We start from the raw sequence: 26,813 nt of genomic DNA on the forward strand, positions 1-26,813 counted from the left end.
AATTTTAATGTCATTAGCATTTTTTAACGATGCGCTCTATCGGGAGAAAAAAATAGCCGCATGGGTATCAGTAGGTCTGCTGGTATTTATCAGCGCATTTATGTGGGCGCCTTCTCGTGATGGACTTGAGGGTATTTACGCGCTTTGTCTTTTTATTCCTATGTTGTGTTTGCTCCCTTGGCGTAAACCATCAATTGCTGCCTATGGCGGAGGCTTCACTCTGCTAGGGTTACTATTTGCTGGTTACTCCGCGCTCACGACTTTTTGGGCGCCGGAATCGGATCCCGGTTTTTTTATTTTGCAGTTTTTTATTTTAGCCAGCTGGTTGTGTGGATTGGGTTGGATGGCTCAGCGTGGACTGATTAATGTTGCAGTGATTATCAAAATGCTGATTGCTGTTGGAGCAATTACATCGGTTGTTAACCTGATTGTATTTTACACGCAGCATCCTTTTTCCGCGCGCATTGAAGGTTGGAGTGTGACGCGTAATCCCAATCATATCGGCTCGGTGTTTGGGGTGCTGACTCTGCTTGCTTATATCGATTGGTTGCGTTCGTCGACCGTAAAACAAGGCGCTTACTATTTGCTATGTATCGCACTAATTGTTGTGTCTGTGTTGGCGTCCCAAAGTCGTGCTGCGCTTGGTGGGTTGGCATTGTTGATACCCGTTGCAGCCATACTCTATTGTCGCAGTACTAATAAATGGCTACTTCAGATTGCAGCATTGCTGGCGTTAATTGTCGTCGCTTATGCGTTGGGTAATCAGGTTCACAATTTGCTTTTTGAACGCGGTATTAGTTTGCGCGATATGATTTGGGCAGAGGTTTTTAATCGCACCATTCAGGGTTACGCCATCTGGGGGATAGGTTTGGAAGAAGAAGGGCGCATTACACTGAGTGATGGCAGCATATTTAATCATGCGCACAATGCCTGGCTGGATATGTTTTACCGCACTGGCGTTGTTGGTGTTGGATTAAGTGTAATTTATTTCGCCTACCTGTTACGCCATTCAATCCTGCGGCCTGAACATTATCCACTGTTGTTATGGTTGTTATTTGGCTGCATTTATTCGTTGGTCGATTCGCGTGGTTTTTTTTGGCAAATTGATCCCAAATGGTTTTGTATCTGGTTGCCGGCGGGGCTAATTGGCGCTTTGGTAAGCTCGCAGCTATTAAACCCTGCAACGCCAGTAACATCTGAATTAAATATCAAACAGTAAATTTATCACTGGATAAGTTATGAGTACTGATCTGAAAAAAAATACTGTCGTGGGTGAGGCCTCAGCTTGGGTTGTTTACAAGCGCTTGCTCACCTATGTGAAACCCTATTGGCTGCTGTTTACTGTCGGCATTATTGGTTTTGCGCTTTATGGTTATTCGAACAAATTATTTGTGCACACGTTGGAAAATTTGATCCATGTTATCTCCGATAACAATCCAGCTGATCGTTATCTCGTGCCTTTGCAAGTGATGGGTATTACAGTCTTGCGCAGTATTGGCGCATTTCTCGGGGCTTTTTATTTGTCCAAAATTGCGTTTAGCGTTATTCATAATTTACGCACCCAAGTGTTCAACCATATGACGCAATTGCCGAATGCGCATTTTGACCAAAGTAGCTCAGGGCACCTTATCTCGGTGATCACCTACAACATTAACGGTGTAACGGCGGCGGCAACAGATGCATTAAAGATTACCTTACGTGAAGGACTGACAATCATTTTCTTGTTCGCAACTCTGATTCAAATGGATTGGAAGTTGACGATGATTTTTGTCCTGATTGCGCCAGTGATTGGTTTGCTGGTGTCGATGGTGGGCAAGCGCTTGCGTCGCTTGAGCAATAAAGTGCAAAACTCCGTGGGTGACATTACCCAGGTGGCGGGTGAGATGATTAATGGTGTGCGGGTAATGCGTAGCTTTGGTGGTGAGGAATATGAAAAGCAACGCTTTGAAGATGCCAGCAAAAAAAATTACCAACAAAATATGAAAATTGTGGTGACCTCGGCCGCAAACACCCCGCTTATTCAACTGATTGTTGCTGCCGCCATGGCAGCGTTAATTTTTATTGCGCTGAGTTTTATGGAGATTGCAGATCCCGCGAAATTTGTTGCCTATATGACTGCAGCGGGAATGATGCTGCCATCCATGCGTCGTTTGGGTGAAGTGGCGCCTACCGTGTTGAAAGGCGTTGCGGCAGCAGATAGTGTATTTACATTACTTGACTCTCCTACAGAAGAGGATGTCGGTACTTATAAAAGCGAGCGCGCCAAGGGTGATGTTGATTTCAAAAATGTAACATTTTGTTATGCAAACCAATCCAAACATGCCTTAAATAAAATTAATTTACGCGTCACTGCCGGAGAGGTTGTTGCGTTAGTCGGGCGCTCTGGCAGCGGAAAATCCACGCTGATCAGCCTTCTCAACCGTTTTCACGATGCTACGGAAGGTGAGGTGCTGATTGATGGCGTTCCGATACGTGAGTATCAACTTGATAATTTGCGTGCGCAAAGTGCGTTAGTTAACCAACAGGTGACCTTGTTTAACGATACCGTTGCGGGCAATATTGCTTACGGCAGTTTAAGGGGCAGCGATATGGATGCGATTCGTCGCGCCGCTGATGCAGCCTACGCTACCCCCTTCATTGAACAGTTACCCGATGGTTTCAATACCATGATTGGTGAGTCAGGTGCGCGGTTATCCGGTGGTCAGCGTCAGCGTTTGGCAATCGCCCGGGCGCTATTGAAAGATGCACCTATTTTGATTCTTGATGAGGCCACATCGGCACTCGATAACGAATCAGAACATTTTATTCAGGCCGCTTTAGATAAAGTAATGCTTGGGCGCACGACTTTCGTGGTTGCCCATCGCTTATCGACCATCGAACGGGCTGACCGGATTATTGTTATGGATCAGGGCGAAATCGTGGAGCAGGGAACCCATTCACAATTATTGGCACAAAACGGCCATTATGCGCGACTCCATGCGCGGCATTTTAATGATGACGACGATCTATCCGAGCAATCTCTGATAGAGGTCTGATAAGTGAGTAACAACAGAATTAACACTTTTCAGGATGTGGTTTTAATGGATTTCAACAATCGGGGTTACTTATGCATTTAACAATGCCTTATTTCGAGCGTGCTCACATATTGGTTGTTGGTGATTTGATGTTGGATCGGTATTGGCACGGCAGTAGCTCAAGGATATCCCCTGAAGCTCCTGTGCCTGTAGTTAATGTCAATCAAACGGAAGACCGCCCTGGTGGTGCAGGTAACGTCGCATTAAACATGGCAGCTTTGGGGTGCGGAGTATCGCTAATCGGAATCGTGGGTGATGACGAGGCCGGGCGTATTCTGCATAACCGATTAAAGGCGGCAAAGGTACATACCAATTTTCATGTATCGGCGACCAAGCCAACAATTACCAAATTGCGTGTTGTTAGTCGCCATCAGCAATTGTTGCGAATGGATTTTGAAGAAAAGTTTGATCTTTCAGACAGTCGCGAATTCGCCAGCAAAGTGAAGGGATTAATCAATCGAACTGATGCTCTGGTGTTATCTGATTATGCAAAAGGTAGTTTGCTTGATTGCCAATCGCTTATCCGCATGGCCCGTAATGCTGGTGTTCCGGTACTTGTTGATCCTAAGGGTAGTGATTTCAGTCGCTATCGCGGTGCAACTATCCTGACTCCTAACTTCCACGAGTTTGAAGCGGTAGTTGGTAAATGCACCAGCGAACAGGACATGGTGAATAAAGGCGAGGCGCTGATGCAGGAGTTGGATCTGCAAGCCTTACTGGTAACTCGCGGTGAGCAAGGTATGACCCTGTTGCGTCATCATCAGTCTGAATTGCATCTTCCTGCGCGTGCGCGTGAAGTATTTGATGTGACCGGTGCAGGCGATACTGTTATTGCAACACTCGCGGCGGTAATTGCGTGTGGTTTGTCTCTGCCTGAGGGGACTGCACTGGCGAATCTTGCAGCGGGTATCGTGGTTGGCAAGATGGGTACCGCAACTGTCAGTGCGCCTGAGTTGCGTCGTGCGATTATCGCTGAGCAAGGCGCTGAGCGCGGTGTAGTTACCGAAGAACAATTGTTGATGGCGTTGGAAGATGCGCGCGCAAGTGGTGAGCGAATTGTATTTACCAACGGCTGTTTCGATATTATTCACGCTGGCCATGTGGGCTATCTCGAAGAGGCGCGCAAACAAGGTGATCGATTGGTACTGGCGGTTAATTCCGATGCATCAATCCGCCGTTTGAAAGGCGCTGGTCGCCCGATCAATCCACTCGATCGTCGTATGGCGGTACTTGCTGGCCTTGAGTCGGTAGATTGGGTGGTCTCATTTGATGAAGATACACCTGAGCGTTTATTGCGTCGTATTAAGCCGGATGTATTGGTTAAAGGCGGGGATTACAGTGAAGATCAGGTTGTCGGCCACAAAATTGTTAAAGCCTACAACGGTTCCGTTAAAGTGCTTAGCTTTTACGACAACTGCTCGACCACATCAATAGTGAACAAAATTTTGCGGCAGTAAATTTGTTTTGATGCAATAAACTTCGATGCAATAAAAAAGCCCCGCCAGTGATTGTTACTGGCGGGGCTTTTTTATTATTCGGAATTTATTTATTACGCCGCTAATTCCAAAATTTCACGCGATGCTTCCGGTGTAATTGCGCCGTGTTCGCCGAGCGCAAGCAGTTCGTGTTTTACTAGCATATCTACCAATTTAGGGATGGACTCGCGGCCAACACCGTAACCGCTCAATGTAGTAGGTGTGCCCATTTGCTCGAAGAAACCGCGTGTCGCAGCTATAGCTGCATCAATCAATTCATCTTCGTTGGTGTTATTCAAATTCCAGACGCGACGACCATACTGCAATAGTTTTGCGCGCTTTTTATCGCGTTGGTGTTGCATCACTGCCGGTAAAACTACTGCGAGAGTTTGGGCGTGATCAAGTCCGTGCATAGCGGTAAGTTCGTGGCCGATCATATGGGTGGCCCAATCTTGCGGAACACCAACACCGATCAAGCCGTTGAGCGCCATAGTCGCTGCCCACATCACATTGGCGCGAACCATGTAATTGGTTGGCTCTTTAAGTGAGCGAGGGCCTTCTTCGATAAGCGTCATCAACAAGCCTTCCGCGAATCGATCTTGTACTTTGGCATCGACTGGATAAGTCAGATATTGCTCCATGATATGCACAAATGCATCCACTGCACCGTTGGCGATTTGGCGTGGTGGCAAACTGTAAGTGGTGGTGGGGTCGAGGATTGCAAACTGCGGATAAACGAGTGGACTACCGAAGGATAATTTTTCCTGAGTTGCTGCTTTGGTGATGACCGAGTTGCCGTTGCTCTCGGTTCCGGTGGCAGGCAAGGTGAGCACGCAGCCAATCGGAAGAGCGCTAAAAAACGGCTGATGCTTTGCCATTATGTCCCATGGCTCGCCATCAAAATCCACCGCTGCGGCAATCAGCTTGGTGCCATCAATTACACTGCCGCCGCCAACGGGCAACAGAAAATCGATTTTTTCTTTTTTAATCAACTCTACGGCTTTCATCAGTGTTTCGTAGTGAGGATTGGGTTCGATGCCGCTGAACTCAAACCAGGTTTTACCTTCAAGCGCTTTTGCAACTTGTTCGTAAACGCCGTTCTTTTTGATCGAGCCGCCGCCGTAGGTCACCAAAATGCGAGCATTGGCCGGGACGAGATTGGCGAGTTCTTTGATCTGGCCTTCACCAAAAACAATTTTGGTGGGATTGGAAAACGTAAAATTTTGCATGAGTGATTCTCCGGGTCTGCTACACGATTGCATTTACGAATGGGCGATAAAAATATCACCCGCTTCAATGCTGTAATTGATTGGGGTAAGTGCCCGCCCGCTGCAAGGGCCGGCCACACATTTGCCTGTTTTGATAACAAAGAGCGCGCCGTGATTGGCGCACTGGATCATGCTGCCGCTGTCATCGAGGAATTGATTTTCCACCCATTCCAGCGGAATCCCCAGATGCGGGCAGCTATTGCGATAGAGATAAATTTTGCCCTGCTGTTTTAGCGCAAAAAGTTTGCGCTCCCCAAACACGAAGCCCTTGCTACCACCTTCGGGGATGTCGGCAAGGGCGCAGAGACGCAGTTTATCCTCCGGTGTTATCGGGGTGTTTTCCACTTACTTTGGTGCTGCAAGACGGATAGATTGGGTCACTAACTTGCCGTCACGCACGACACTGATGTCGACTTTTTGGCCTGGTTTGTAGTTTTCCAGCGCGCTCAGTAATTGATCGTCGTTAGTCACCGGATGGTCGCCGATGGCGACCACAACATCACCTAGGGTTATTTGCCCCCATGCATTGCGTTTGGCACCTTGCAGTCCGATTTCAGCGGCGGGTGAGTTGGGTTCGACGCGCAAAATCGGCACACCTTCGATACCAATTTGCTGTGCCCATTGATCGGGCGCAACCGCTATACCCAGTACCGGGCGCACCAGGCGACCGTGGGCAATCAACTCGGGCACTACTTCTTTTACGGTATTCACTGGAATCGCAAAACCGATACCGGCGCTGGCGCCGCTGGGGCTGTAAATCATGGTGTTAACGCCGATCAGCTTACCCTCTGAATTCAGCAGCGGCCCGCCCGAGTTACCAGGATTGATGGCTGCATCGGTCTGGATCACGTTGGTAATTTTGCGCTGGTTGGGGGAGATGATCTCGCGCCCCAAGGCGCTGACAACACCGGTGGTGAGGGTTGCATCTAATCCGAACGGATTGCCGATGGCGAGGACTTTACGGCCAACGCGCAAATCACCCGAGTCGCCCAATGGCAAGGCATTTAATTTGGCTTTGGTGGCATCGATTTTCAGTACCGCGAGATCACGCTCCGGCGCCAAGCCGACTACCGTTGCGGGCCAGTTGGATTGGTCTTGCAGGGTGATGGTAATCTGCCGTGCACCTTCAACCACATGGAAGTTGGTGACGATGTAGCCTTTGTCGTTCCACACGAACCCGGTACCCGAGCCGCGTGGCACGGTTACCAGATCGAAGGAGTAGGGATCGCGGGCGAGTTGTTGGTTGGTGACGAACACCACACTGGGGCGTGCAGCTTCAAATACTTCCACACTGTTGCGTTCGTCATCGGTTGAGAAAGCCTGGACGGTCGCGCTCAGGGCGCTGGCGCCAGTCATAAACATAAGTATTAACCAGCGCCAGAGTCTCATTGTCGATCTCCGCGCAAATTAAGCGTTGTCACGCAAGGCTTGGATTCGTGCTTCCAGCGGAGGGTGGCTGGCAAACAGATTACGTACACCACCGCTGATACCAAATGCGCGCATGCTGGTCGGCAACGGGCTTTCTACACCGGCATTGGATTCCGCTTGCAAACGTTGCAGGGCGCGGATCATTGCGCCGCGGTCTGCCAAGGTTGCACCGGCGTGGTCAGCGCGGTATTCGCGGTAGCGCGAGAAGGCAGCCACGATCATCGAGGCCAAAATTCCCAGCACAATTTCAGCCACGAAGGTGGCGATCATAAAACCGAAGCCGCGGCCGCTTTCATTCTTGAGCAATACGCGGTCAACAAAGTCGCCGATGATGCGCGCGAAGAACATCACGAAGGTGTTTACCACGCCCTGGATCAAGCTCAGGGTGATCATATCGCCGTTGGCAACGTGGCCGATTTCGTGGGCGAGTACGGCTTCCACTTCATCGCGCTCGAAGCGTTGCAACAGGCCAAGGCTCACCGCGACGAGCGCAGCGTTACGATTCCAGCCAGTTGCGAATGCGTTTGATTCCTGAGCAGCAAACACTCCTATCTCAGGAGTTTTAATCCCGGCTTTTTCCGACAGTTTGGTAACAGTGTCCACCAACCATTGTTCATCGGCGTTGCGTGGTTGCTCGATCAGCTGCACGCCCATGCTGCGTTTGGCCATCCACTTGGACATAAACAGGGAGATAAAAGAACCAACAAAACCGAATACAGCACAGAAAACCAGCATGCTTGATAAATCCAAACCTGCTGCTGTGCGATAGTTGCCAACACCAAGCAGGCTCAGCACCACACCTGCCACGAGCATGACCGCGAGGTTAGTTAACAAAAACAAGCCAATGCGTAACACGATAATATCTCCCATGAGTTAATTGGTTCGTTGCTCAAACGCAACGTCACGGGCATATATGAGTGCGATCCAAACGAATTTCAATTGCGTCCGGGTTAAGAAAGGAAAATGGAAATGCGGGATAAAATGGGCGGGAAGAAAAGTGGCCGCCTTGTAGGGCGGCCCAAGCAACCGTGTTAGCCGAGAGACTTTCGGAGAGGAAAGACCCTAGGGGTGAGAAGAAACAGCAATCGACTTGCAGGGCGACTATTGAATCCTCTCGACTGTTGTACGGGAGATGCCGTGCAGCAGTGAGTTAACAATAATCGTTCTCATTATCGTCGTCAAGTCTTTTTGAGAAAAATTCTTATTTAGTTTGCCTGTGATGATTTCAGGTTGAGCAGTTGATTATTGAGCTGATTGATTTTGGCTGCCATTTCTTCAATCAGGCCCAAACAAATTTGCGGTTGGTGTTCGATAAGGGCGATGAACTCTTCTTTGCGTACCGCCAGCACGGTGCAATCAGTGGTGGCAATAACGGACGCGATGCGTGTTTGGCGGGTGAATACGGCCAGTGCCCCAAAAATTTCATTAGCGCTTATCTCGCCCACTTTTACGTTATCGCAGACGGCATCGGCTGCTCCTTCCAGCAAGGTATAAACCCGGTCGGCAACATCGCCTTGCTTGATAATCGTATCGCCCGCTTTGAAATGCAGGAAGCCGGCGGAGGGTTGGAATTCGGTGCGCAATTCCTGGGTGAGTGCCTGCTCGTAGTAACTGATATTACACAGCAGTAAATAGGCCCAGGTGCGTTGGGATTTGAGATCGCTATTGGCTTGTGTAACCAATGTGTCGCGATCATAAGCCACCACGGTGATGGGCGACTTGCACGCGAATTGGCCTTGGGGGAGGTTGAGCGAGCGGGGCAGGCCAAGTAGATCGCCTTCGGAAAAATGCATCACCAGTTTATTGTGCAGGTAATAATCGACTTGGCCTTCGGTAATCAGGAGCAGCCGTGTCGGTGCGATATCGGCAAAAATATCGCTGCCCGCTTCAATCACAAAAGGATCATCAGCGGGTGTAGTTTGCGTGCACAAAAGCTCGGTCAGGCCGCGCAGTTTGGCTGCCAGCTCGGACATCAGGTCAGACTGTTTGGTAGGAAGATGCATATATCCCTCGGTTACAAAAAAGCACTAGTAAGGCGCTTTTAGTGTAGCCTGTGTCGGGGAAAAATCTGCGTCTAAAACCTCAGTCTGTTAACCGATTAAAGTTTTGTGTGCGTTTTATGCCGTCGCCTGATTGAAACTTCCCTGGTCGGGCATTTCAGCTTCGCTCACCAGTTGGGCTTTTAAGTCAGGGGGGATATCGTTCCAATGTACGTCCATGAGTGCACCCTGCAAGGCGTACAGCATGACTTTGGAAACGTTGATGTCGCGGGCTCGTATGCGGCGATAAGCCTCAACAGCGCCAGTGCGTTTGAGGTCGGCGTGGGTGTTGATCCCTATAGCGCGGAGGATATTTACCGATGCCATTCCAAGGTTCTTTAATTGCAGTAACTCACTATGACAGGCAGTCATACAATGCAATCTCCATTTATTATTATCGGGTGTTGTGTTTTAAATTTCCGTTTACAGCGCAGGCTTATCTTACATACTTGCATGTCTTGTGCAATTGTTTTCTCGCGACCGGGGCGCAAAACGCGATCAATGGTGTATCTAAAGCAGCTTATTGACGCACTTTTTTACAAAAAATTTCATCTGTAAATCCAACTTAACAAGGCTTGTGCATGATTGATTGGACTGAAAGATTATTGCTCGGGTTGGATGAGCGCGAGCTGGTAGAGATGCCCTCGTTGTCATGCCGTGTCCATCAAGGATTAGTGGAGCCGCTGACGTTTTTACAACAGCGTGCGGCCAGTGCCGGTTTTATATTGAAAGTGGCCAGTAGTTATCGCAGTTTTGAGCGGCAGTTGTTGATTTGGAATAACAAGGCGCGTGGCCTTCGACCAGTGTTAAATGATGCAGGCGTGGCGCTTGATATCAATTTGTTATCTGCGCGCGATAAAGTGTTTGCGATCTTGCGTTGGTCTGCGTTGCCTGGAGCTTCGCGCCATCATTGGGGCACTGATATTGATGTGTATGACGGTTCGCGCATTGACGACAATTATCAATTGCAATTGACCGTTGAGGAAACACAGGGCAATGGCCCCTTTGCTGAATTCCATTATTGGCTGAGTGACGAATTGGCAATGTGCTCCAGTGATTTCTATCATCCCGATTTTTATAGACCCTATGCGCAAGATCGCGGCGGCATAGCGCCCGAGCCCTGGCATTTGAGTTATGCGCCCCTTGCCAACGCATTTGCACAACAACTGACTCTGCCGTTGTTGCGCCAGCAGTTGGAGCAGACCGATCTGGAGTTAAAGCATACGGTGCTGGAACACCTCGACGAAATTTACCAACGTTTTATTCGTGTTGAATAACACCTTAAGGAATGCGATTGAAAAACTCTGAACCGATTGTGCCAGCATCGCCTAAAGCAATTCGCTCATGGATGTTATTTGATTGGGCCGCACAGCCATTTTTTACCGTGGTGATCACGTTTATTTTTGGTCCTTACTTTGTATCGCGCCTTGCAAATGATCCGGTCGCGGGGCAAGCGGCTTGGGGCTATACCGTGATGATTGCCGGGATAATTATCGCCCTTATGGCGCCCGTGTTAGGTGCAGTTGCCGATGCAACCGGCGCGCGCAAACGCTGGATCGCATTTTTTGCCAGCATCAAAATTGTTGCATTACTGTTGCTCTGGTTTGCTGCACCCGGTTCAGCATTATGGTTGCCGATGTTGTGCATTATTTTGGCGATGGTTGCAGCGGAATTTTCCATTGTGTTTAACGATTCGATGATGCCGCGCTTGATTCCGCAAGCAGACATTGGCCGCATTTCCAATCTTGCTTGGGGTTTGGGTTATCTTGGTGGATTGGTGGTGTTATTCAGTGTGTTGTTATTGCTTGCCGGTAATCCAGCTACCGGAAAAACCTTGCTTGGCATTGCGCCCTTATTTGGTTTGGATGCAGCGCTCGGTGAAGATGCTCGCATCACCGGCCCCTACGCTGCGCTCTGGTATTTGATTTTTATTTTGCCGATGTTTTTATTTACTCCAGACTCCAGCAAAGGCGTCCCGCTTGCAAGCGCGGTAAAAGAAAGTATTGGTGAATTAAAAAACACCCTGGGCGAATTGGTTCGCCGTCGCGGCATTTTACGTTTTCTAATTGCACGTATGACGTATCAGGATGGTGTAAACGGCCTGCTTGCGTTGGGCGGCACTTTTGCTGCGGGCATGTTTGGTTGGCAGACCATTGAGATGGGGATTTACGGCATTTTGTTATTGGTTGTCGCGATTGGTGGCTGCGTCTATGCGGGAAAATTAGATGCGCGTATGGGGTCAAAAACCGTTGTGTTGTTGAGTCTTGGCTGTTTGATTATTGCCACTGTTGGCATTATTTCTACTGGTCCTGGCTATAGTTTATTTGGTCTGGTGCAATTGTCGGCCGAGGATTCCGGCGGATTATTTGCAACACCCGCAGAAAAATTCTACATAGGTTTTGGTTTGTTAATTGGTTTGGCATTCGGCCCGGTGCAAGCATCATCGCGTTCTTATTTGGCACGCAGTGTCAGCGTAGATGAGGCAGGACGTTACTTTGGTTTGTATGCGCTCTCCGGACGCGCCACTGCATTTTTAGCGCCCATGGCGGTGGCGAGTTTAACGCTCTACACCGATTCCGCGCGCATCGGCATGGCGGCCTTGATTGTATTTTTAGTGTTGGGCTTTGCGATTTTATTGAGGGCGCCGTATCCCGCGTCATCCTCAACTGCGCCCAACTAATTCACGTAGTATCACAGAGGTATTGTGTCGGTATGTTAGTTATTTTTGATTGCGATGGTGTATTGGTTGATAGTGAAATTATTTCGGCGCAGGTGTCGAGTGATTGTTTGAAAGAAATTGGCATCACGCTTGATGCGGATTACATTCTTGAAACCTATCGCGGAAAATCCGTGGCGGATTGCATTCGCATGATCACCGAAGAATTGTCGCAACTGGAATCCTGGAACAATTATTCGGATGCAGAAAAAGCCGAGCATGGGGCGAAATTCTGGCGTCATGTGCAATTGCAAACTTTGGTGGTGTGCGAGCAGCAGCTTGAGCCAGTGAAAGGGGTGATGCCGGTGTTGGATTATCTGCGCGATAACCAGATTCCGTTTTGTGTTGCTTCTAACGGCAAGCATGAAAAAATGCGCATGACTCTCGCAAAAACCGGCATCATTTCTTATGTGCAAGGGCGAGTGTTTAGTTTTGAAGATGTAACACGCGGTAAACCTGCACCGGATTTATTTTTGCACGCGGCAAAAACTCTCGAAATTCCAGCGGAACAGGCAATCGTGGTGGAGGATTCGCTCACCGGTATTCAAGCGGCAGTGGCCGCGGGTATGCGCCCGCTGGGTTATTGCCCGCCGAATCACGATGGCAGTGATAACACCTTGTTGCCCGCAATGCGTGAATTGGGTGCTGAAGTCTTTTTCTCGATGGACGAATTAATCCCGTTAATTTTAAAGCGCTAATCGTTATGGCTACTTCATCGACAACCGCAACTGTGGCAGCTCCGCTGGATGTGTGGCAGGAGATTCGCAACGAGGCGCAACAAGCGAGTGCAGATGAACCTGTGCTCGCGAGTTTTTATCATGCGGCGATTTTAAACCACGCGTCTTTTCCGGCGGCGATCAGTTTTCATCTCGCCAATAAGCTCGATAGCCAAACGTTGCCAGCGATGATGTTGCGCGAAGTGTTTGAGCAAGCGATGCGTGCTGATGCAACTATTGAACTCGCGATGCGCGCGGACATTCGTGCACATCGCGAGCGTGATCCAGCATGCAATAAGTACTGCATGCCGTTTTTATTTTTTAAGGGCTATCACGCGCTGCAATCCTGGCGCATTGCCCATTGGTTGTGGCAGCAGGGGCGCAATCCGCTCGCGCTTTATTTCCAGAACCAGATTTCGCAAGCGTTTGATGTGGACATTCATCCCGGTGCAAAAATCGGTAGCGGGATTATGATCGACCATGCAACAGGTGTGGTGATTGGTGAAACCACCGTGATTGAAGATGATGTGTCCATGCTGCACGGCGTAACCCTCGGTGGTAGCGGCTGCATGAAGACTGATCGCCATCCGAAAATCCGGCGCGGGGTTTTGATCGGCGTGGGTGCAAAAATTTTAGGCAATATTGAGATAGGCGAGGGCGCAAAAATCGGTGCAGGTAGTGTCGTGCTGGATGCGGTTGAGCCCCATACGACTGTGGCGGGAGTTCCGGCGAAACCGGTTGGGCGCCCCAAAGGTGACATCCCGGCGTTAGATATGGATCACCACCTCAATGAAGATGGCAATAACTGAGTAAGTGGGTCAGGCGCTACGTTCGCTGATAGAAGTGGTTTCATCGTCGCAGCCATCCATCAGCCATTTGAGTACTGACTCGCGACTTTTAAGCATGGATTGGTAGTGCTCGATGAGCATGGTGTTGGGGCGTGGGTGTACCTTCATCGCATCGATGCGGTCGGTGAGAAAGGCAATGTCCTGTTCAACCTTGATGCGCGCATTGCCGTGGGCACTGAGCGTACCGTCTACTACCAATCGATTGTCTTGCAGTTTCTTTTGGATAAAAGGCAACATAGTTCGACCACTCCCTCGCAGTGTAGATAATCAGTATGGTCGCGGCCTGCGTGGCTCGCCAGTTTTTACTAAGACTGATTGGTTACATTCTGTGCGTTACTTATCGCTCTTGCGCTCGCAGCTGCAGATTCGGCAGCAATTGAAGGTGCGGGTGCTATCATTTAGGCAGAGCATTCTCCTGACAGGCTTTTGGATTTATGAGCGCACCTGAATTCGACATTATTTTTCGCGGCGATATTGTTTTCGGTCACCAGTTGGCCGATGTGAAACTCAAGCTGCAGCAGTTGTTCAAAGCAGACGCGGCCAAAGTAGATTCCCTGTTTACCGGTCGCCCCGTGCCGCTCAAGCGCAATCTGGATGAAGCCACCGCGAATAAGTATCGCGATGCGCTGCTCAAAGCCGGTGCGATGGTAGAAATCTGTTCCACTGACAATAGCCCCGCCAATGCCGCTCCCAAACCAGCTCCCGTGCGGCGTGAACCTGAACCGGCCCACGCGCGCTGGACACTCGCGCCGCTTGGTGCGGATCTGCTACCTGCACGTGAGCGTCCTGCACAACCGGCTCCGGTTCAGGTGGATATATCAAGCCTGAGCTTGCGCCCCGCCGAAGGTAATCTGGTGGATAACAGCGAGGTACAGGAAGAGATCTTTGCGCAAGTTGTCGCCCCCGATCTGGGCTTGGCCGCCGTCGGTGAGGATCTGATCAGCGCCGATGAAAAGTTCGAATTGCCCTTGGTCGAAATTGAACTTGAGGATTGGGAAATCGCCGAGGCGGGCAGTGATTTGCTGACAGAAGACGAGCGCCCGATTGTGTTGCCAGCCGTTGTTGAAGTAGGTGATTTCGGTTTGGCGCCAGCAGGCAGTGACTTGGGGCAACTTAAGCCCGAGGTGAAGCCAGTGATTCCCGATATCAGCGGCTTGCGTCTGGCCGATTCCGGCAACTAATTCGCTACTTAAAAAAACGCGCACTCGATTATTCGGGTGCGCGTTTTTTATTGCCCATAGATTAACGCTTATTCAACACAAAGCGCTGCGCATTGCCGCCGGTGCACCACCATTGGTGTACTTTCGGGCCGATGCCCATATCCACATCCAGGCACTTATTCGAGTGCGCTGCGGCAAATTCCACTTCCAGCGGACTCCAGGTGATGACTTTCATGGTCCAGGTTTGCGCGCCGCTCGCGTTGCAGTCCCACTGTTGGACGAGCGTGCCGTCAGCTGTACCCGCCGCCGCTACATCAACGCATTTGCCGCTGTTGAGTGCGCGCAATTCCATTTTGTAGCCAGTCAGGTCGGTGAGAGTGAAGGTCTGTGCGTTGGTGCCATTACAGGTGTAGACCTGCAATTTTGCGCCGTTGGCGGTGCTGGCCGAGCTGATATCAAGGCATTTGCCGCTGGCTTTGTTTTTGATTTCATAGGTGCCGAAGGCGCCGACGTAGCGCGGTTGCTCGCGCATCAATTGGGCAAAGTGCGCGCCGCTGTAAGTTTCGCTATCGATGCGCCAGTTGGCTTCGCCCTGCTTGTCGATATCAAACCAGTTGAAGGCTTTAACCGACGGGAATTTGGTAACCAGATCGTTACGGAAATTGGTCATCCACTGCAGTTTGTTGCCACCGCTGGCCACACCCATCTCGCCGATCACTAGCGGGCGTCCGGTCGATGCCAGGCGTCCATACCAAGGCTGCATTTCTGCCGCGAAGCTGCCGCCATCACCGGAATAAATATCCAGCCCCAACCAATCCATATAGCCGGGAATATAGAGGTCGTATAAATCCGGATTGCCCGCGCGGGTACCTTCACAGCCATGGTTCACTGCCCAGAGCGAATGGGCAAAACTGACGTTGGTGGCGCCGACAGCGCGGAAGCGGTTGACCACATGTTTGTAAGCATCGCGGAAGCGCGCCCAGGTTTCGTTGTGTTTACAGGGCGACCAGTCATACCAGTTGCCATTTGCTTCGTGGAACAGGTCGATGAGCACCGGCACGTTTTCCGCTTTCAGTCCGTGGGCGATGTTGTCGATGATATCGTTGTGCTGGCCATCCAGAATTTGCGCGATCACATTGCGGCCGACGCGCTGGTTATTCGCCGCGGTGCGCCACCAGCATTTGCTGTTGTCGCGCAGTGCCAACTCGCCGTGGAACTCCAGATTGATGTAAGGCACGCGACCCTGGGCTTTGATTTTGCTGATTTCATCCTTCCACAGGTAGTACCAGTTTTTGCTGCCATCGGGGCGGAAAACCTCGGGGAAGATTTTGCCAAAGTAGGGCGCGGCATTGCCGTACCACTGCTTGTTGTCAGCCCATTCCCAGGCGTGGGTGATTTTGTCACCACAGGGGTTGGCGGCGGTCCAATCGCGGTCGACAAAGGCGCCCATCAGGATGCGATCTCCGGCGGGAACTGTGTTGGCCTGTGCGCTGTTGAGGATAAAAATCGATCCAAGAGTCAGGATGCCGGTGCTTAGCCAGCGGGGTAAAAGGGTTTTCATAGTGTCACCGTATTATTTGTTATTGGGCGGTTGTTGTAAGAGCCAGAACGAGTGGGTGCTGCCGAACGGAATCTGCCGGGATAGGGCGCGAAACTATGGCAACCGTTCCAGCATAAGCTTCCGTGTAGCGCGCGCACCCCAGTTGCGGTGCGCAGCTAAAGTGGCAGTGGAGGTGCCAGGTTCGAGTAAAAGTGGCACTGAAATATCTAGAACGGCGGGGTTAAAAACTGTGAACCGTGTCTGTTTTTGGTTGGTGTGTGTGGCACTTTCTTCCTAAACTCCCTTCTAAACTTAACTAGTGACGTGCCAAAACATCTGATCAGGCAGGTTGCGTTGCATTACGCTGTGCTTCAAAAGGACGCTGGGAGGTTGTTGTTATGAAACTTGCGGTAAAGATTGTCGGAGCCTTTTTTGGGCTGATATTGATTGCGGTATTGGCATTTGTTTTTCTGGTGGATGCCAACAAATTCAAGCCTCGCATTGAGGCAATCGCCAAAGACCAGGGAATCGCCCTGCAGATTAACGGCGACCTCGGTTGGAATCTGTGGCCCAGTTTGGGGGTGGCGGTGAATGAGGTGCGGGTTGCCGCGCTGGAGCAGCCAGCCCAGTCCATCGCCGAGATCAAGCAAGCGAGTTTGATGCTGGCATTGATGCCGCTGTTCTCCGGTGAGTTCAAGGTGGATCACGTCGCCGTTGATGGCGCGAATGTCTCGCTCAGTGTGAACGCCGCCGGCAAAGGCAATTGGGAAGCACTGATCAAACAAGATAAAACAACTCCCCCACCACAACCGGCACCCGCGGCTGATTCGAATCTCAAGTTAGATATTCAGCACATCAGCCTTACCAGTTCAAAGGTGAGTTACACCGATGCACAATCCGGCCAGAAAGTTGAACTGCGCGATTTAAATCTATCGATGAGCGACGTCAATTTGCGCTCAACACCTTTCCCGGTTGAATTGTCGTTTGTCGCCGAGCTGGCGCCAGAGGGGGGCGATAAATTGGAGGTGCAGGGCAAGTTGAACAACAACCTCAGTGTCGACAGCACCTTCAATAGCATCAAGTTGGATGACGGCAAGGTGAAGCTGGATATCAAAGGCAAAGAATCAGCCGCACTAGATCTTGGCTATTCACTCGCGCTGACCGATTTGCAAAAAAATCTCACCTACAAAGGCCAGATAAAGTTGGCTGAAACCAACGCGCGCAAATTGCTCACCGCTTTGGGCACAACGCTCGATACGGCGGATAAAAATGCATTCAGCAAACTCGCGTTTTCATCCAATATTGACGGCACCGCAACAAAAGTGAGCCTGGACAATTTGCAGTTAGCATTTGACAGCACCTCATTCAAAGGCAGCATTGCCGTGACCGATTTCAGCACCAGCGCACTCAAGGTGGTGTTGGATGGCGATACACTCAATGCCGATAATTATTTGCCGCCACCGGCTGAAAAGCCTGCACCTTCTACCGCGGCTAACGCACCAGCCACGCCGTCCGCAAAATCCCCGGCGGAAGATACCGAATTACCGCTTGAGATGCTGCGCGGTTTGAATATCAACGCAAAATTATCGCTACAAAAATTAACGATCAATAAAATCGATCTGGAAAATGTAGTGCTTAAAGTGCTCGCCAAAAACGGCATGATCGAGCCGGAGTTAAGTGCAAAAGCGTACTCGGGCACGATAATCGCCAAAGGCCAATTGGATGCGCGCGGCGCACAATCGCAGTTGCAATTTGATGCCGGTGTCACCGGTTTGGAATTGGCGCCGCTGCTAAAAGATCAGGAGATGGATTCCAAATTCGGCTTAAAAGGCGCGATACAAATGCGCGCACTCGGCTCTGCGCAAGGTAATAGCACCAACCAATTATTTAAGTCGCTGCGCAGCAATGCAAACTTCTCCGGCGCACAGGTGCAGGTGTCACCAATCAATCTGGAGGAGCAGTTTTGTAAGTTAGTCAATCTGGTCAACCAATCGCAAGATCCTGCGCAGCAGTGGGATGCGTACACCGAAATGAGCGAGCTGTCTGGTGCAATCAAAATTCGCGATCAAATTGTTACTATCGATACCTTTAAAGCCGGTGTGGATAAATTACAGTTGGGTTCAACCGGTAAAATCAATCTCGCCACCGATGAATACGATATTTTCCTGCCCTTTAAATTATTGAAAGATAAAACCGATACAGTGACTGCCGAGCAAGTTGCAGTGACTACCAGTGCGGGCAATGGCGGTTGCAGCATTGGCAGCCAATACTGGCTGGAGCGCGGTCTGGAATTGCTGCGTTGCCGCGGATCCTTCGATGAAATCAATCCCCTTAAAGATTGCCGCCCCGACAGCGCTCTATTGCGTGAGCTAACCAAAGATTACGCCGTCTACAAACTCAAAGAAAAACATGGTGCAAAATACGAAGAGAAAAAAGAAGAATTAAAAGAGAAAGTGGAAAAAGAGAAAAACAAATTATTCGATAAGTTGCAACAGCGTTTAAATAAAGGCGCTGCTTCATCTGCCGCCGCAGCTCCTGCAACAGACACTGCGACCAGTGCTGCTGCAACTGAAACAGAAAGCGAATCACCAGCTGCGCAATAAAACTATTGTGCGCTGTTTATTCACAGCGATAACGAATGAAATCGATATTAAATACAGGGAGGTTAAAAAATAGAAAGGATAAAAATAGTGCGCGGTGTAATCAGAATAATGTAATAGCTAAATAATCAGGCTCACGCGTGTTCCAGTATGGCACGCGTGAGCTGCAACAAAAATCTTAAGCGGCAGAACGATTTTCGTAATTGGCTTGCTGAAACGAAATAAATTCATCCAACGCTTCGTACCAACCTTCCCACCATTCAACTTGATATTGTTTGCGCTCTTCCGGTGTTGCATTTTTTATCCAGCAATCCAGACCTGCATCCAGTGTTGGTGCATTTATGCCAACAGTCTTGGCCCACTTTCCTAATTCCTTTGGTGTCATCATTGGATACCTACTTGTTCTCGTGTTGATGTTAAATTGAAACACTTGTTTGTTTCTTGATTATGACTAAGCAAGCGATATGCCAATTTTATATTGGGCTGTAGTGATGTTTGGCCATCAGTAGATGGCAGGACTGATTAACTGCAATCCAGTGCTTGTTTGCCTGTAATCCAGCTGCTTTTGGAGCTACTTCATCAGTAGGGATGGGATGGTAAATTGAGTGAATTTTTCTGGTTCAATCCACTCAATTCCATAATTGCTATTCAGGTATATGCGGCAATGAGTTTCAAAAAACCCCGAAATGGCAAATTTTTTTGTAAAAAATAGCTTTCTGCATTAGTTGATGTGACATCTAACGATGTAGTGTGGTTTGGTATTTTGTTTGCTGCGAAACCATCCCCCTTTGGTTGTTAAACAAAGGGGGAGATCGTTATTAAAACACTTGCAATTCAGCTTCACCTGCTGGCAGATCATTGATCGAACGACAGAAGTGTTGTGCAGTTTCATTAAGTGCCAGGGCGATGACTCCATCGGTGTGGTGCCAGAGCAAATTTGTATGACGAGCACTGGATGATAGGTCGACACAGATCTCATTATTGCGATAATGCAGTTGATGCTGTGCGGTGCTGCGGCTCATTACATTAACTTTTGACTGTGTTGTGGTGGTTTTATTTTTGATAGTGTTGGACGCGAATTTATGCTCCAGCAGTATTTTTTTATTTTCCAATAAGATGAGGCGAGTGGGCTGCTGCTCATCGGTTGGAATTGCTAACTGCAACTGATACTCGCCCGGTGAGGCATCGTGGTCAAATTGTAGGAATGTAACAGGCAAATCCCGCTGGCTGCCATCGGCAAAATCTACCTGTGCCCGATGTGTGTTGCTTGCTTGCAGCTTGGGCAAATGCGGGAGGGCGATTTGCTGCACAATCTGTGCTCCGGTCCCGGTAACGGCAATTCGTAGATAAAGGCTGCTGTGGGCATTGGTTGCGGTGCTTGATTTGCGTGCTGAGATAGCCGCATGTGCTGTGTTGATGACATGAGGTTGACCGACCAGCGAATCTAAATAGTCTTGGGCTTTTTCATAGTTGTAATCTGATACATGGTCGCCCCCGCAATAACCCATCAGGTCTTTGAGCTCAGGAGTGAAAATGGTGGTGTAATCTTGATCTGTTCCGTAGCTGCCGATTGCTCCGTTGGTGTATGGAAAATCGGCGTCCGCGCTACCCGCGTCACCACAGGGCGCGTGATTCACACTAAAGTTATGACCTAATTCGTGGGCAAGAACTGTGTCCAATACAACCGATCGGCTAACACCCACCGCAACCATGCCCTGTGTAAATCCGCGTCCGTCAAACCACCCGCTGGTGAAGCTTTGGTCGAAGTAACCATAGTAATAGCCGGTTCCATTTTCGATCGCCCGAAGGTCGGCAAGCTCATTCAGCATTGAGGTCGTGGTGTTCTGCCCAACTGTTTGGCTAAGTTGATATGGTGCCCTGCGTGAAATTTGAATTTCGCCCAGTGGCCAGAAACGGGTCAGGCTGTCGCGCACCAATTCGTCGGTGGGTAGTGCGGTAACCAGTCCATTTAACTGGAATGGAATCAGACGGAGATTAATCCCTTTTACCTTGGCGAATTGTGGATGCAATTGCAGTTGGCTGGTACCTGCAAGTACTACTTCAATTTTTACCCCTGGTTGCATTAGTCGCGCCGGGATGTGGCTGTAAAAGCTCTGGTTGCGTTTATCGTGTTGTTTGGCTGTTGGTATGGACGTAGGTGGCGTCACGGGCACTGCTTCGCGCTGGTCGTCCAGCTCTGCAAATACCTGTAATTCTGGTATTGGTGTAGCCGTTGGCGCGTTGACATGCAGGCGCAAGGTTCCCACTTTACCTGCTACCAATAATGGATTGGTTTTTATGATGGTTTGCGCCCAATCGTAGGATTGCAAAAAGGCAGTTTGCGGCTTGTTTGTGGTGGTCACCGTAATGGGGGCAGATGTTTTTCGTGCCTTGTAAATGCCGGTATCAACAACTAGAAATGGTGCGTATTCATGCAGGTTATAACCTGCGAGGCGGATACTAGTCTGCGTATGGCAATTTTCAATCACCTTGGCGGGCAAGCGCGGTAATTGGCTGTCCAGGTTGAAATGCAGTTCGCATAACCAGGGACCTTGGTCAGTAGAAGGGATCTGCCAATTGAGTTCCAATTCACCATCTTGCACCTTGCCACTCAGGATAACCTCATCAATTAAATCATTGGGCGGGCATTCTTTTTCGGGCCAGCTATTGGGGGCGATGAGCTCCACGCTGACACCTTTTTTCTTGAGTGCATCGACAACCGGGAGGGCGCGTGAAAATCCCCGGGTTTTCAGGCAGCCACCAAGCCCGACGCTGCTCAGCTTCGCCAGGCCTTGACTGAGTAAAGGAGTAATATCGGTCACCGAGCTATTGGCGGCATTCAGGGTCGTCAGGTTTGCCAGCGATTGGAGGGGCGATAAATCCTGAATCAAGCTGAAGCCAATGCTGAGATACTCCAGTTGTTTGTTGTTTGCCAGTGGCGTGATATCGGTCACTTGGGTTCTATCCAGCGCAAGGGTGCGCAAGGGCATTTTGGACAAAAACGCGAGCTGTTCGTTGGTGATCGGATTTTGGGAAAGATATAAGTATTCGATTTGCAGTGTTGCCAGAGGTCTGAGATTGGTGATGTGGTTGCTGGTAATGTGCAGTGATTTCAGGTTTTTGGCATATTCCAGTCCATCCAGCCATTGGATATTGGTTTGGGTTGCATCGAGCTGCTGCAATTTTTCCAGGTCTGTTGGCAGTAGTGGCTGGTCATGGGTAATCGATAATTCGGCGCGAACCTTTTGCTCTAGCTTAGGATCGGCAAAATAGACATGTTGTGTGTCATTAAAACTCAGTTGTAGCTGGCATGAGCTGGTCACCGAAGGGATCACAAACTCGTTGTCTTGACTGTCGAAATAGCCCTCGCAGCCTTGGCTAAAGCTGTATTTGTTGCCGCTTCCGGGGGTAATTTTAAAATGCACTTCATCGCCATAGCGCGCCGTGATACTCGTGGGGGTCACCGCACCATCACCCTTGATCAGCGTTGAAATTTCATAATCGACCACTGTAAATTCCACGCGCAGCGTGCAGTCGGCAGTCAGGTCATTAATCATCAGTGCATCCTTGGTCCAAATAGCGCCACAGCCACTCACCTTGGATACGGCGTAACCCGGTGTTGGTATAGGGAAAAAATAGGCGCCGTTACCTTGGAAGAAATACAAATCCATACCATAGAGCGACGTGATTTTGCGTGGTGATATGGATCCTGAGCCGACCAGTTCGGTGTTAATCACCAGTTGTTGTTGCTCGAAACTGATATCCACACTACAAGCTGCGGTTACCGGTGAAGTGGTAAAGATATTGCCGTCCAGCGCTCCGCCACAACCGGTTGCACTGGCGATGCGATAACCGGTATCGGGGGTGATGGTGAACCGTCCTGTCGTGCCTTCAACCACGGAAGCTGAAGTAGGGCTAACGCTGCCACCAGCATTTTGCTTGATGGCAACCGGGTGAGTAGGCTGCGCAGCAAAGTTGGCGGTTATCGTACAATTGCCAGTGACAGAGCCTGTGGTGTAGAGGTTACCAACCAGGCTGCCATTGCACCCGGACGCCCCTTCAATGTGGTAGCCAGAGTTGGCAGTTAAGGTGAATGTTGTGGTTTGGCCGGATGTAACAGTGCGACTGGCCGGGGAAATACTACCGCCTTGTCCTGCAGTGGCATTAACCGAGTAGATGGTACTGGCGGCGGATGTTGTTCCTCCACCGCTGCTGTTGCCTCCACCACCTCCGCCGCAGGCGCTTAACGCTAGTGCAAATCCAAGGGTGGTGTTCAACAATAGCCAGCGACTAATTGTATGGCTTGAGTTCATTTTTATTATTCCTTTTGAGTAAATGTAGTAATGTCCCGCTCGGTTGTGCAGAGCGGGAAATAGTGCGTTATTTTTTGCGGCAAATTGTAGGTGACTTTTTGACCGCCATCCATGTGATTTATGGGCTAGTCATGCGGTTTATGGATAGTTATTAGAACTTATTGGTGTGTTTACAGGTTTATTTGCGAGTAGTTATGGCCTCTTCTTTTTCCGCGCCGGTGCTGAAATGGTTTGATAAGCACGGGCGCAAACACTTGCCCTGGCAGCAGGACATCAGCGCCTATCGCGTCTGGCTGTCTGAGATTATGTTGCAGCAAACCCAGGTCACCACCGTCATTCCCTATTTCGAACGCTTTGTTGCGCGCTTCCCGACAGTAGAATCCCTGGCGGCGGCACCTATCGACGAAGTGCTGCATTTATGGACTGGCTTGGGTTACTACGCCCGGGCGCGCAATCTGCATAAGTGTGCAAAAGCGGTGGTGGAGCAATACGGCGGCGAGTTTCCTTCAACCGTTGCTGAACTGGCCGAGTTGTCTGGTATTGGCCGCTCTACTGCGGGGGCGATTGTCAGCATCGCCTTCCAAAAGCGGGCTGCTATTTTGGATGGCAACGTAAAGCGCGTGCTCGCCCGCTATCACGCCTTTGATGGCTGGCCGGGGCAGTTGGATGTCGCCAACCAACTCTGGGAAATCGCCGAGGCCTATACACCGAAAACCCGTGCGAATCATTACACCCAGGCGATGATGGATATGGGCGCAACCCTCTGCACGCGCAGTAAACCCAAGTGCGAGCAATGCCCGATACACATAGGCTGCGTCGCCTTCGCGCAGGGGAATCCCCAAGCCTATCCTGGTAAAAAACCGAAGAAGGCGCTGCCTGAAAAATCGGTGCAGCTGTTAATGCTGCGCAATCCGGCGGGCGACCTGTTATTGCAGCAGCGTCCGGCGCAGGGGATTTGGGGTGGCTTGTGGAGTTTCCCCGAATTGGATATCGAGCGCGACGCGCAGGAATATGTTGAAGATCATTACGGCAAAGTCGTCGAGTTGGAAGAGTGGAATAGCTATCGCCACACTTTCAGTCACTATCATTTGGATATCACACCAGTGCTCATCCAACTGGCTAAAAGCCCGCGTGCTATCGGTGAAGCCGCCACGCACTGGTACAATCCCCATCAGCCCGATGCCTTGGGGCTCGCTGCGCCGGTAAAAAAATTATTGGAAAAACTCGCGCAGCTCGACCCGCGCGTCCATCAAACCTCGGAAAAACCAAAAGCTACGGCGAAAGCAAAAGCTGCAGCCCAACGTAAAACCCGATCAACAAAAAGTAAGTGAGAAACAAACATGACCCGCATGGTTTTTTGCCGCAAATACAAACAAGAATTGGAAGGCTTGGACATGCCACCCTATCCTGGCGCCAAAGGGCAGGACCTCTACGCCAACGTCTCAAAAAAAGCCTGGCAAGAGTGGATGGCACACCAGACAATGCTCATCAATGAAAAACGCCTGAACGTAATGGACATGGGCACCAAAGTCTATTTGACCGAACAGATGACCAAATTTTTATCCGGTGACAACTACGATGCTGCTGATGGCTATGTGCCGCCGGCTAAGTCTGAGTAACTGCATCATCTCCCTTCTGTAATGTCTGCGGAATAATTGGTTTTTGATAAAGAGCTGATTTGCAAAAGCTCTTTATCAAAAACAAAAAAGCGCTCGATTTAATTGAAAATTTTGTCGATTAATACTCGTTTATCTCCATTGCCGTTGTGTTTAAGCGCGATATAAGTGCGGCACTTCAATTAACATGGGTGTAGTATTACAAAAAATAACAATTTCTAGCTGATACCTGCCGGAAGCACCATGACCAACGAAGCCACAGATTTACACTCAGCCGCATTGGAAGCCGATCGTTTTGGGCTATTTGTAGCGGGTGTAGCTGATTACGCGATTTATGTGCTCTCACCTGAGGGTATTGTCAGTAGTTGGAACGTCGGTGCCCAGCGCTTTAAAGGGTATACGGCTGCGGAAATTATCGGTCAACACTTTTCCCGCTTTTATACAGTCACGGATATCGCCAATGGTGTGCCTGCGCGTGCGCTGAAAACGGCAATTGAATGTGGAAAGTTTGAAGATGAAGGTCTGCGTGTGCGTAAGGACGGTACGCAATTCTGGGCAACAGTAGTTATTGATCCCATCCGTGATAACAAAGGTGAATTAATTGGATTTACCAAAATCACGCGCGATATTACCGAGCGTCGTGAAGCTGCTGCACTGCTTGAGAAAGCAAAAGAAGCGTTGTTCCAATCGCAAAAAGTGGAATCGCTCGGAAGACTCACGGGTGGAATTGCACATGACTTTAATAATCTGCTCAGCGTAATCGCGAACGGCATTGAAATTTTACGTCTCACCACTACCAATCCCTCGCATACCAAAATTCTGGATAGCATGGAAAGCGCAGCGACGCGCGGAGCAAATCTCACCCAGCAAATGTTGAGCTTCGCGCGCCAGCAACCGCTGAAGCAGGAATTGCATGACCTGAATCGTATTGTGATTTCATTTGAGAGTGTTTTGCGGCGTGCATTAAAAAGCGCAGTGCAATTTGAATTGAATTTGGCCTCGGCTTTACCCGATACGTTAGTTGATGCGGTGCGTTTTGAAGCGGCGCTGTTGAATTTAATTGTAAATTCCAACGATGCAATTGCCGAAAGCGGCAGAGTTACCGTAAGCACTTACTTGGCCGAAGTAAAATATAATCAGGTGAAAGGGCTACAAGCTGGCCGTTATGTTTGTGTGTCGGTAAAAGATACCGGTCATGGAATCGACACTGAACAATTGGATAAAGTGGTAGAACCTTTCTTCACCACCAAACCGATTGGCAAAGGAACCGGTTTAGGTTTGAGTCAGGTTTACGGATTGATGCAGCAGTCTGAAGGTGGAATGGAAATCCGCTCGACACTGGGCGAGGGTACTGAAATCTGCTTATATATGCCAGTGTCAGAAAGTGATAGTTCCACAAAAAATGTGGCAGCTAAGAATAGCAAAGTGTTAGTGGTGGATGATCAGCCTGAAGTGCTTGATACTGCTGCTCAATTATTTCGTGCGCTGGGCTACGATGTATTCGCTGCGAACAATGGTCGCGACGCAATTGAATTATTACAGCGACATAAGGATCTGAATTTATTATTTAGCGATATTGTTATGCCGGGCATGAGTGGACTTGAGTTGGCTCGTATCGCAATGGAAATGAATCCCGCGTTAAAAATAATTCTTGCGACAGGTTACACTGCTGAGATGGTGGAGAAGCAGGCTGAATATTCGGCCCAATTCACTGTGATTTCTAAACCTTATAAAATTTCTGAAATCGTGCAGCGGTTACAGGCACAGTGATTGGGTTAGTGTTGTTTGGTGAGATTAAATGTAGTGCCATCATTTTTAATCAGGCGTGAGCCATTCAAACGACCTACGATTTGTGACTGGCTGATAAAACGATTCTGGTCATCCACAAATCCTACACAAGTACTGGTGGCATATTCGTACAGGCGGCCATCAAGAAAATAGCCGATGGAGTTACCATCTACTGTATACACATCTAAACGCTCGCCTGTTTTCATATCGCACCCTCAATTAATAAAGTCTT

At 49.6% G+C, this 26,813-nt stretch carries 23 protein-coding genes; 12 read left to right on the forward strand and 11 right to left on the reverse strand.

From position 1 onward, the window contains the following. Positions 1 to 7 precede the first annotated feature (7 nt). From AAGC78_RS03070 to hldE, 3 genes are all read left to right on the forward strand, one after another. Positions 8 to 1,219: an O-antigen ligase family protein gene (locus tag AAGC78_RS03070; RefSeq protein ID WP_435782564.1), complete on the forward strand. Its 1,212-nt coding sequence runs from the start codon at positions 8 to 10 to the stop codon at positions 1,217 to 1,219. A 19-nt stretch (positions 1,220 to 1,238) separates the two neighbouring features. Beyond that, complete coding sequence (gene msbA / locus AAGC78_RS03075) at positions 1,239 to 3,035, forward strand: lipid A export permease/ATP-binding protein MsbA (protein ID WP_435782565.1); 1,797 nt, start codon at positions 1,239 to 1,241, stop codon at positions 3,033 to 3,035. Between the two features lie 71 nt (positions 3,036 to 3,106). Next, positions 3,107 to 4,531, forward strand: a complete 1,425-nt coding sequence (gene hldE / locus AAGC78_RS03080; protein WP_435782566.1) for a bifunctional D-glycero-beta-D-manno-heptose-7-phosphate kinase/D-glycero-beta-D-manno-heptose 1-phosphate adenylyltransferase HldE — start codon at positions 3,107 to 3,109, stop codon at positions 4,529 to 4,531. 92 nt (positions 4,532 to 4,623) lie between these two features. Here the strand turns inward: hldE and AAGC78_RS03085 are convergent, their stop codons facing one another. From AAGC78_RS03085 to AAGC78_RS03110, 6 genes are all read right to left on the reverse strand, one after another. After that, positions 4,624 to 5,778: an iron-containing alcohol dehydrogenase gene (locus tag AAGC78_RS03085; RefSeq protein WP_435782567.1), complete on the reverse strand. Its 1,155-nt coding sequence runs from the start codon at positions 5,776 to 5,778 to the stop codon at positions 4,624 to 4,626. 33 nt (positions 5,779 to 5,811) lie between these two features. After that, a complete protein-coding gene (locus tag AAGC78_RS03090; RefSeq protein ID WP_435782568.1) occupies positions 5,812 to 6,162 on the reverse strand; it encodes a Rieske (2Fe-2S) protein in 351 nt (116 codons plus the stop codon). Further along, positions 6,163 to 7,206: a S1C family serine protease gene (locus AAGC78_RS03095; RefSeq protein ID WP_435782569.1), complete on the reverse strand. Its 1,044-nt coding sequence runs from the start codon at positions 7,204 to 7,206 to the stop codon at positions 6,163 to 6,165. It abuts the gene before it with no gap. Between the two features lie 18 nt (positions 7,207 to 7,224). Next, positions 7,225 to 8,100, reverse strand: coding sequence for a protease HtpX (gene htpX / locus AAGC78_RS03100; RefSeq protein WP_435782711.1), 876 nt, complete (start codon positions 8,098 to 8,100; stop codon positions 7,225 to 7,227). 350 nt (positions 8,101 to 8,450) lie between these two features. Next, entirely contained in the window at positions 8,451 to 9,248 is a 798-nt protein-coding gene (locus AAGC78_RS03105) for a cyclic nucleotide-binding domain-containing protein (protein ID WP_435782570.1), read from the reverse strand. Between the two features lie 114 nt (positions 9,249 to 9,362). After that, the gene (locus AAGC78_RS03110) at positions 9,363 to 9,656 is read right to left on the reverse strand and encodes a TfoX/Sxy family protein (RefSeq protein WP_435782571.1); all 294 of its coding nucleotides are present in this window, start codon (positions 9,654 to 9,656) and stop codon (positions 9,363 to 9,365) included. 209 nt (positions 9,657 to 9,865) lie between these two features. Here AAGC78_RS03110 and AAGC78_RS03115 point away from each other — a divergent pair, with 209 nt between their 5' ends. The 4 genes from AAGC78_RS03115 to cysE are packed head-to-tail and all read left to right on the forward strand — an operon-like array spanning position 9,866 to position 13,525. Then, the gene (locus tag AAGC78_RS03115) at positions 9,866 to 10,561 is read left to right on the forward strand and encodes a M15 family metallopeptidase (RefSeq protein WP_435782572.1); all 696 of its coding nucleotides are present in this window, start codon (positions 9,866 to 9,868) and stop codon (positions 10,559 to 10,561) included. A 17-nt stretch (positions 10,562 to 10,578) separates the two neighbouring features. Then, a complete protein-coding gene (locus AAGC78_RS03120) occupies positions 10,579 to 11,964 on the forward strand; it encodes an MFS transporter (RefSeq protein ID WP_435782573.1) in 1,386 nt (461 codons plus the stop codon). A gap of 32 nt (positions 11,965 to 11,996) precedes the next feature. Next, on the forward strand, positions 11,997 to 12,698 hold the full coding sequence (locus tag AAGC78_RS03125) for an HAD family hydrolase (protein ID WP_435782574.1): 702 nt from the start codon (positions 11,997 to 11,999) through the stop codon (positions 12,696 to 12,698). Positions 12,699 to 12,703: 5 nt separating this feature from the next. Then, positions 12,704 to 13,525 carry a serine O-acetyltransferase gene (cysE, locus tag AAGC78_RS03130; protein WP_435782575.1) on the forward strand — a complete coding sequence of 274 codons (822 nt, stop codon included), beginning with the start codon at positions 12,704 to 12,706 and terminating at the stop codon, positions 13,523 to 13,525. Positions 13,526 to 13,534: 9 nt separating this feature from the next. Here cysE and AAGC78_RS03135 read toward each other — a convergent pair whose 3' ends face one another. Beyond that, on the reverse strand, positions 13,535 to 13,801 hold the full coding sequence (locus AAGC78_RS03135) for a hypothetical protein (protein ID WP_435782576.1): 267 nt from the start codon (positions 13,799 to 13,801) through the stop codon (positions 13,535 to 13,537). Positions 13,802 to 13,998: 197 nt separating this feature from the next. Between AAGC78_RS03135 and AAGC78_RS03140 the strand changes: the two genes are divergently transcribed. Beyond that, positions 13,999 to 14,745 carry a hypothetical protein gene (locus tag AAGC78_RS03140; RefSeq protein ID WP_435782577.1) on the forward strand — a complete coding sequence of 249 codons (747 nt, stop codon included), beginning with the start codon at positions 13,999 to 14,001 and terminating at the stop codon, positions 14,743 to 14,745. 61 nt (positions 14,746 to 14,806) lie between these two features. Here AAGC78_RS03140 and AAGC78_RS03145 read toward each other — a convergent pair whose 3' ends face one another. Further along, a complete protein-coding gene (locus AAGC78_RS03145; protein ID WP_435782578.1) occupies positions 14,807 to 16,285 on the reverse strand; it encodes an RICIN domain-containing protein in 1,479 nt (492 codons plus the stop codon). A gap of 377 nt (positions 16,286 to 16,662) precedes the next feature. On the opposite strand from AAGC78_RS03145, the gene AAGC78_RS03150 reads away from it, so the two are divergent. Then, positions 16,663 to 18,867, forward strand: coding sequence for an AsmA family protein (locus AAGC78_RS03150; RefSeq protein ID WP_435782579.1), 2,205 nt, complete (start codon positions 16,663 to 16,665; stop codon positions 18,865 to 18,867). 175 nt (positions 18,868 to 19,042) lie between these two features. Here the strand turns inward: AAGC78_RS03150 and AAGC78_RS03155 are convergent, their stop codons facing one another. Together AAGC78_RS03155 and AAGC78_RS03160 are read right to left on the reverse strand one after the other, a co-directional pair. Continuing rightward, complete coding sequence (locus AAGC78_RS03155; protein WP_435782580.1) at positions 19,043 to 19,252, reverse strand: hypothetical protein; 210 nt, start codon at positions 19,250 to 19,252, stop codon at positions 19,043 to 19,045. Positions 19,253 to 19,682: 430 nt separating this feature from the next. Next, on the reverse strand, positions 19,683 to 23,177 hold the full coding sequence (locus AAGC78_RS03160; RefSeq protein WP_435782581.1) for an InlB B-repeat-containing protein: 3,495 nt from the start codon (positions 23,175 to 23,177) through the stop codon (positions 19,683 to 19,685). Positions 23,178 to 23,371: 194 nt separating this feature from the next. Between AAGC78_RS03160 and mutY the strand changes: the two genes are divergently transcribed. The 3 genes from mutY to AAGC78_RS03175 all read left to right on the forward strand — a co-directional run bounded on the left by mutY (position 23,372) and on the right by AAGC78_RS03175 (position 26,563). Beyond that, on the forward strand, positions 23,372 to 24,508 hold the full coding sequence (gene mutY / locus AAGC78_RS03165; protein ID WP_435782582.1) for an A/G-specific adenine glycosylase: 1,137 nt from the start codon (positions 23,372 to 23,374) through the stop codon (positions 24,506 to 24,508). Between the two features lie 9 nt (positions 24,509 to 24,517). After that, positions 24,518 to 24,796 carry an oxidative damage protection protein gene (locus tag AAGC78_RS03170; protein ID WP_435782583.1) on the forward strand — a complete coding sequence of 93 codons (279 nt, stop codon included), beginning with the start codon at positions 24,518 to 24,520 and terminating at the stop codon, positions 24,794 to 24,796. A 240-nt stretch (positions 24,797 to 25,036) separates the two neighbouring features. Continuing rightward, positions 25,037 to 26,563, forward strand: coding sequence for a response regulator (locus AAGC78_RS03175; RefSeq protein ID WP_435782584.1), 1,527 nt, complete (start codon positions 25,037 to 25,039; stop codon positions 26,561 to 26,563). A 5-nt stretch (positions 26,564 to 26,568) separates the two neighbouring features. On the opposite strand, the gene AAGC78_RS03180 is transcribed toward AAGC78_RS03175, so the two are convergent. Then, positions 26,569 to 26,787, reverse strand: coding sequence for a hypothetical protein (locus tag AAGC78_RS03180; RefSeq protein ID WP_435782585.1), 219 nt, complete (start codon positions 26,785 to 26,787; stop codon positions 26,569 to 26,571). Positions 26,788 to 26,813: the final 26 nt, after the last annotated feature.

This window comes from Cellvibrio sp. (assembly GCF_039207905.1).
GTDB lineage: Bacteria > Pseudomonadota > Gammaproteobacteria > Pseudomonadales > Cellvibrionaceae > Cellvibrio.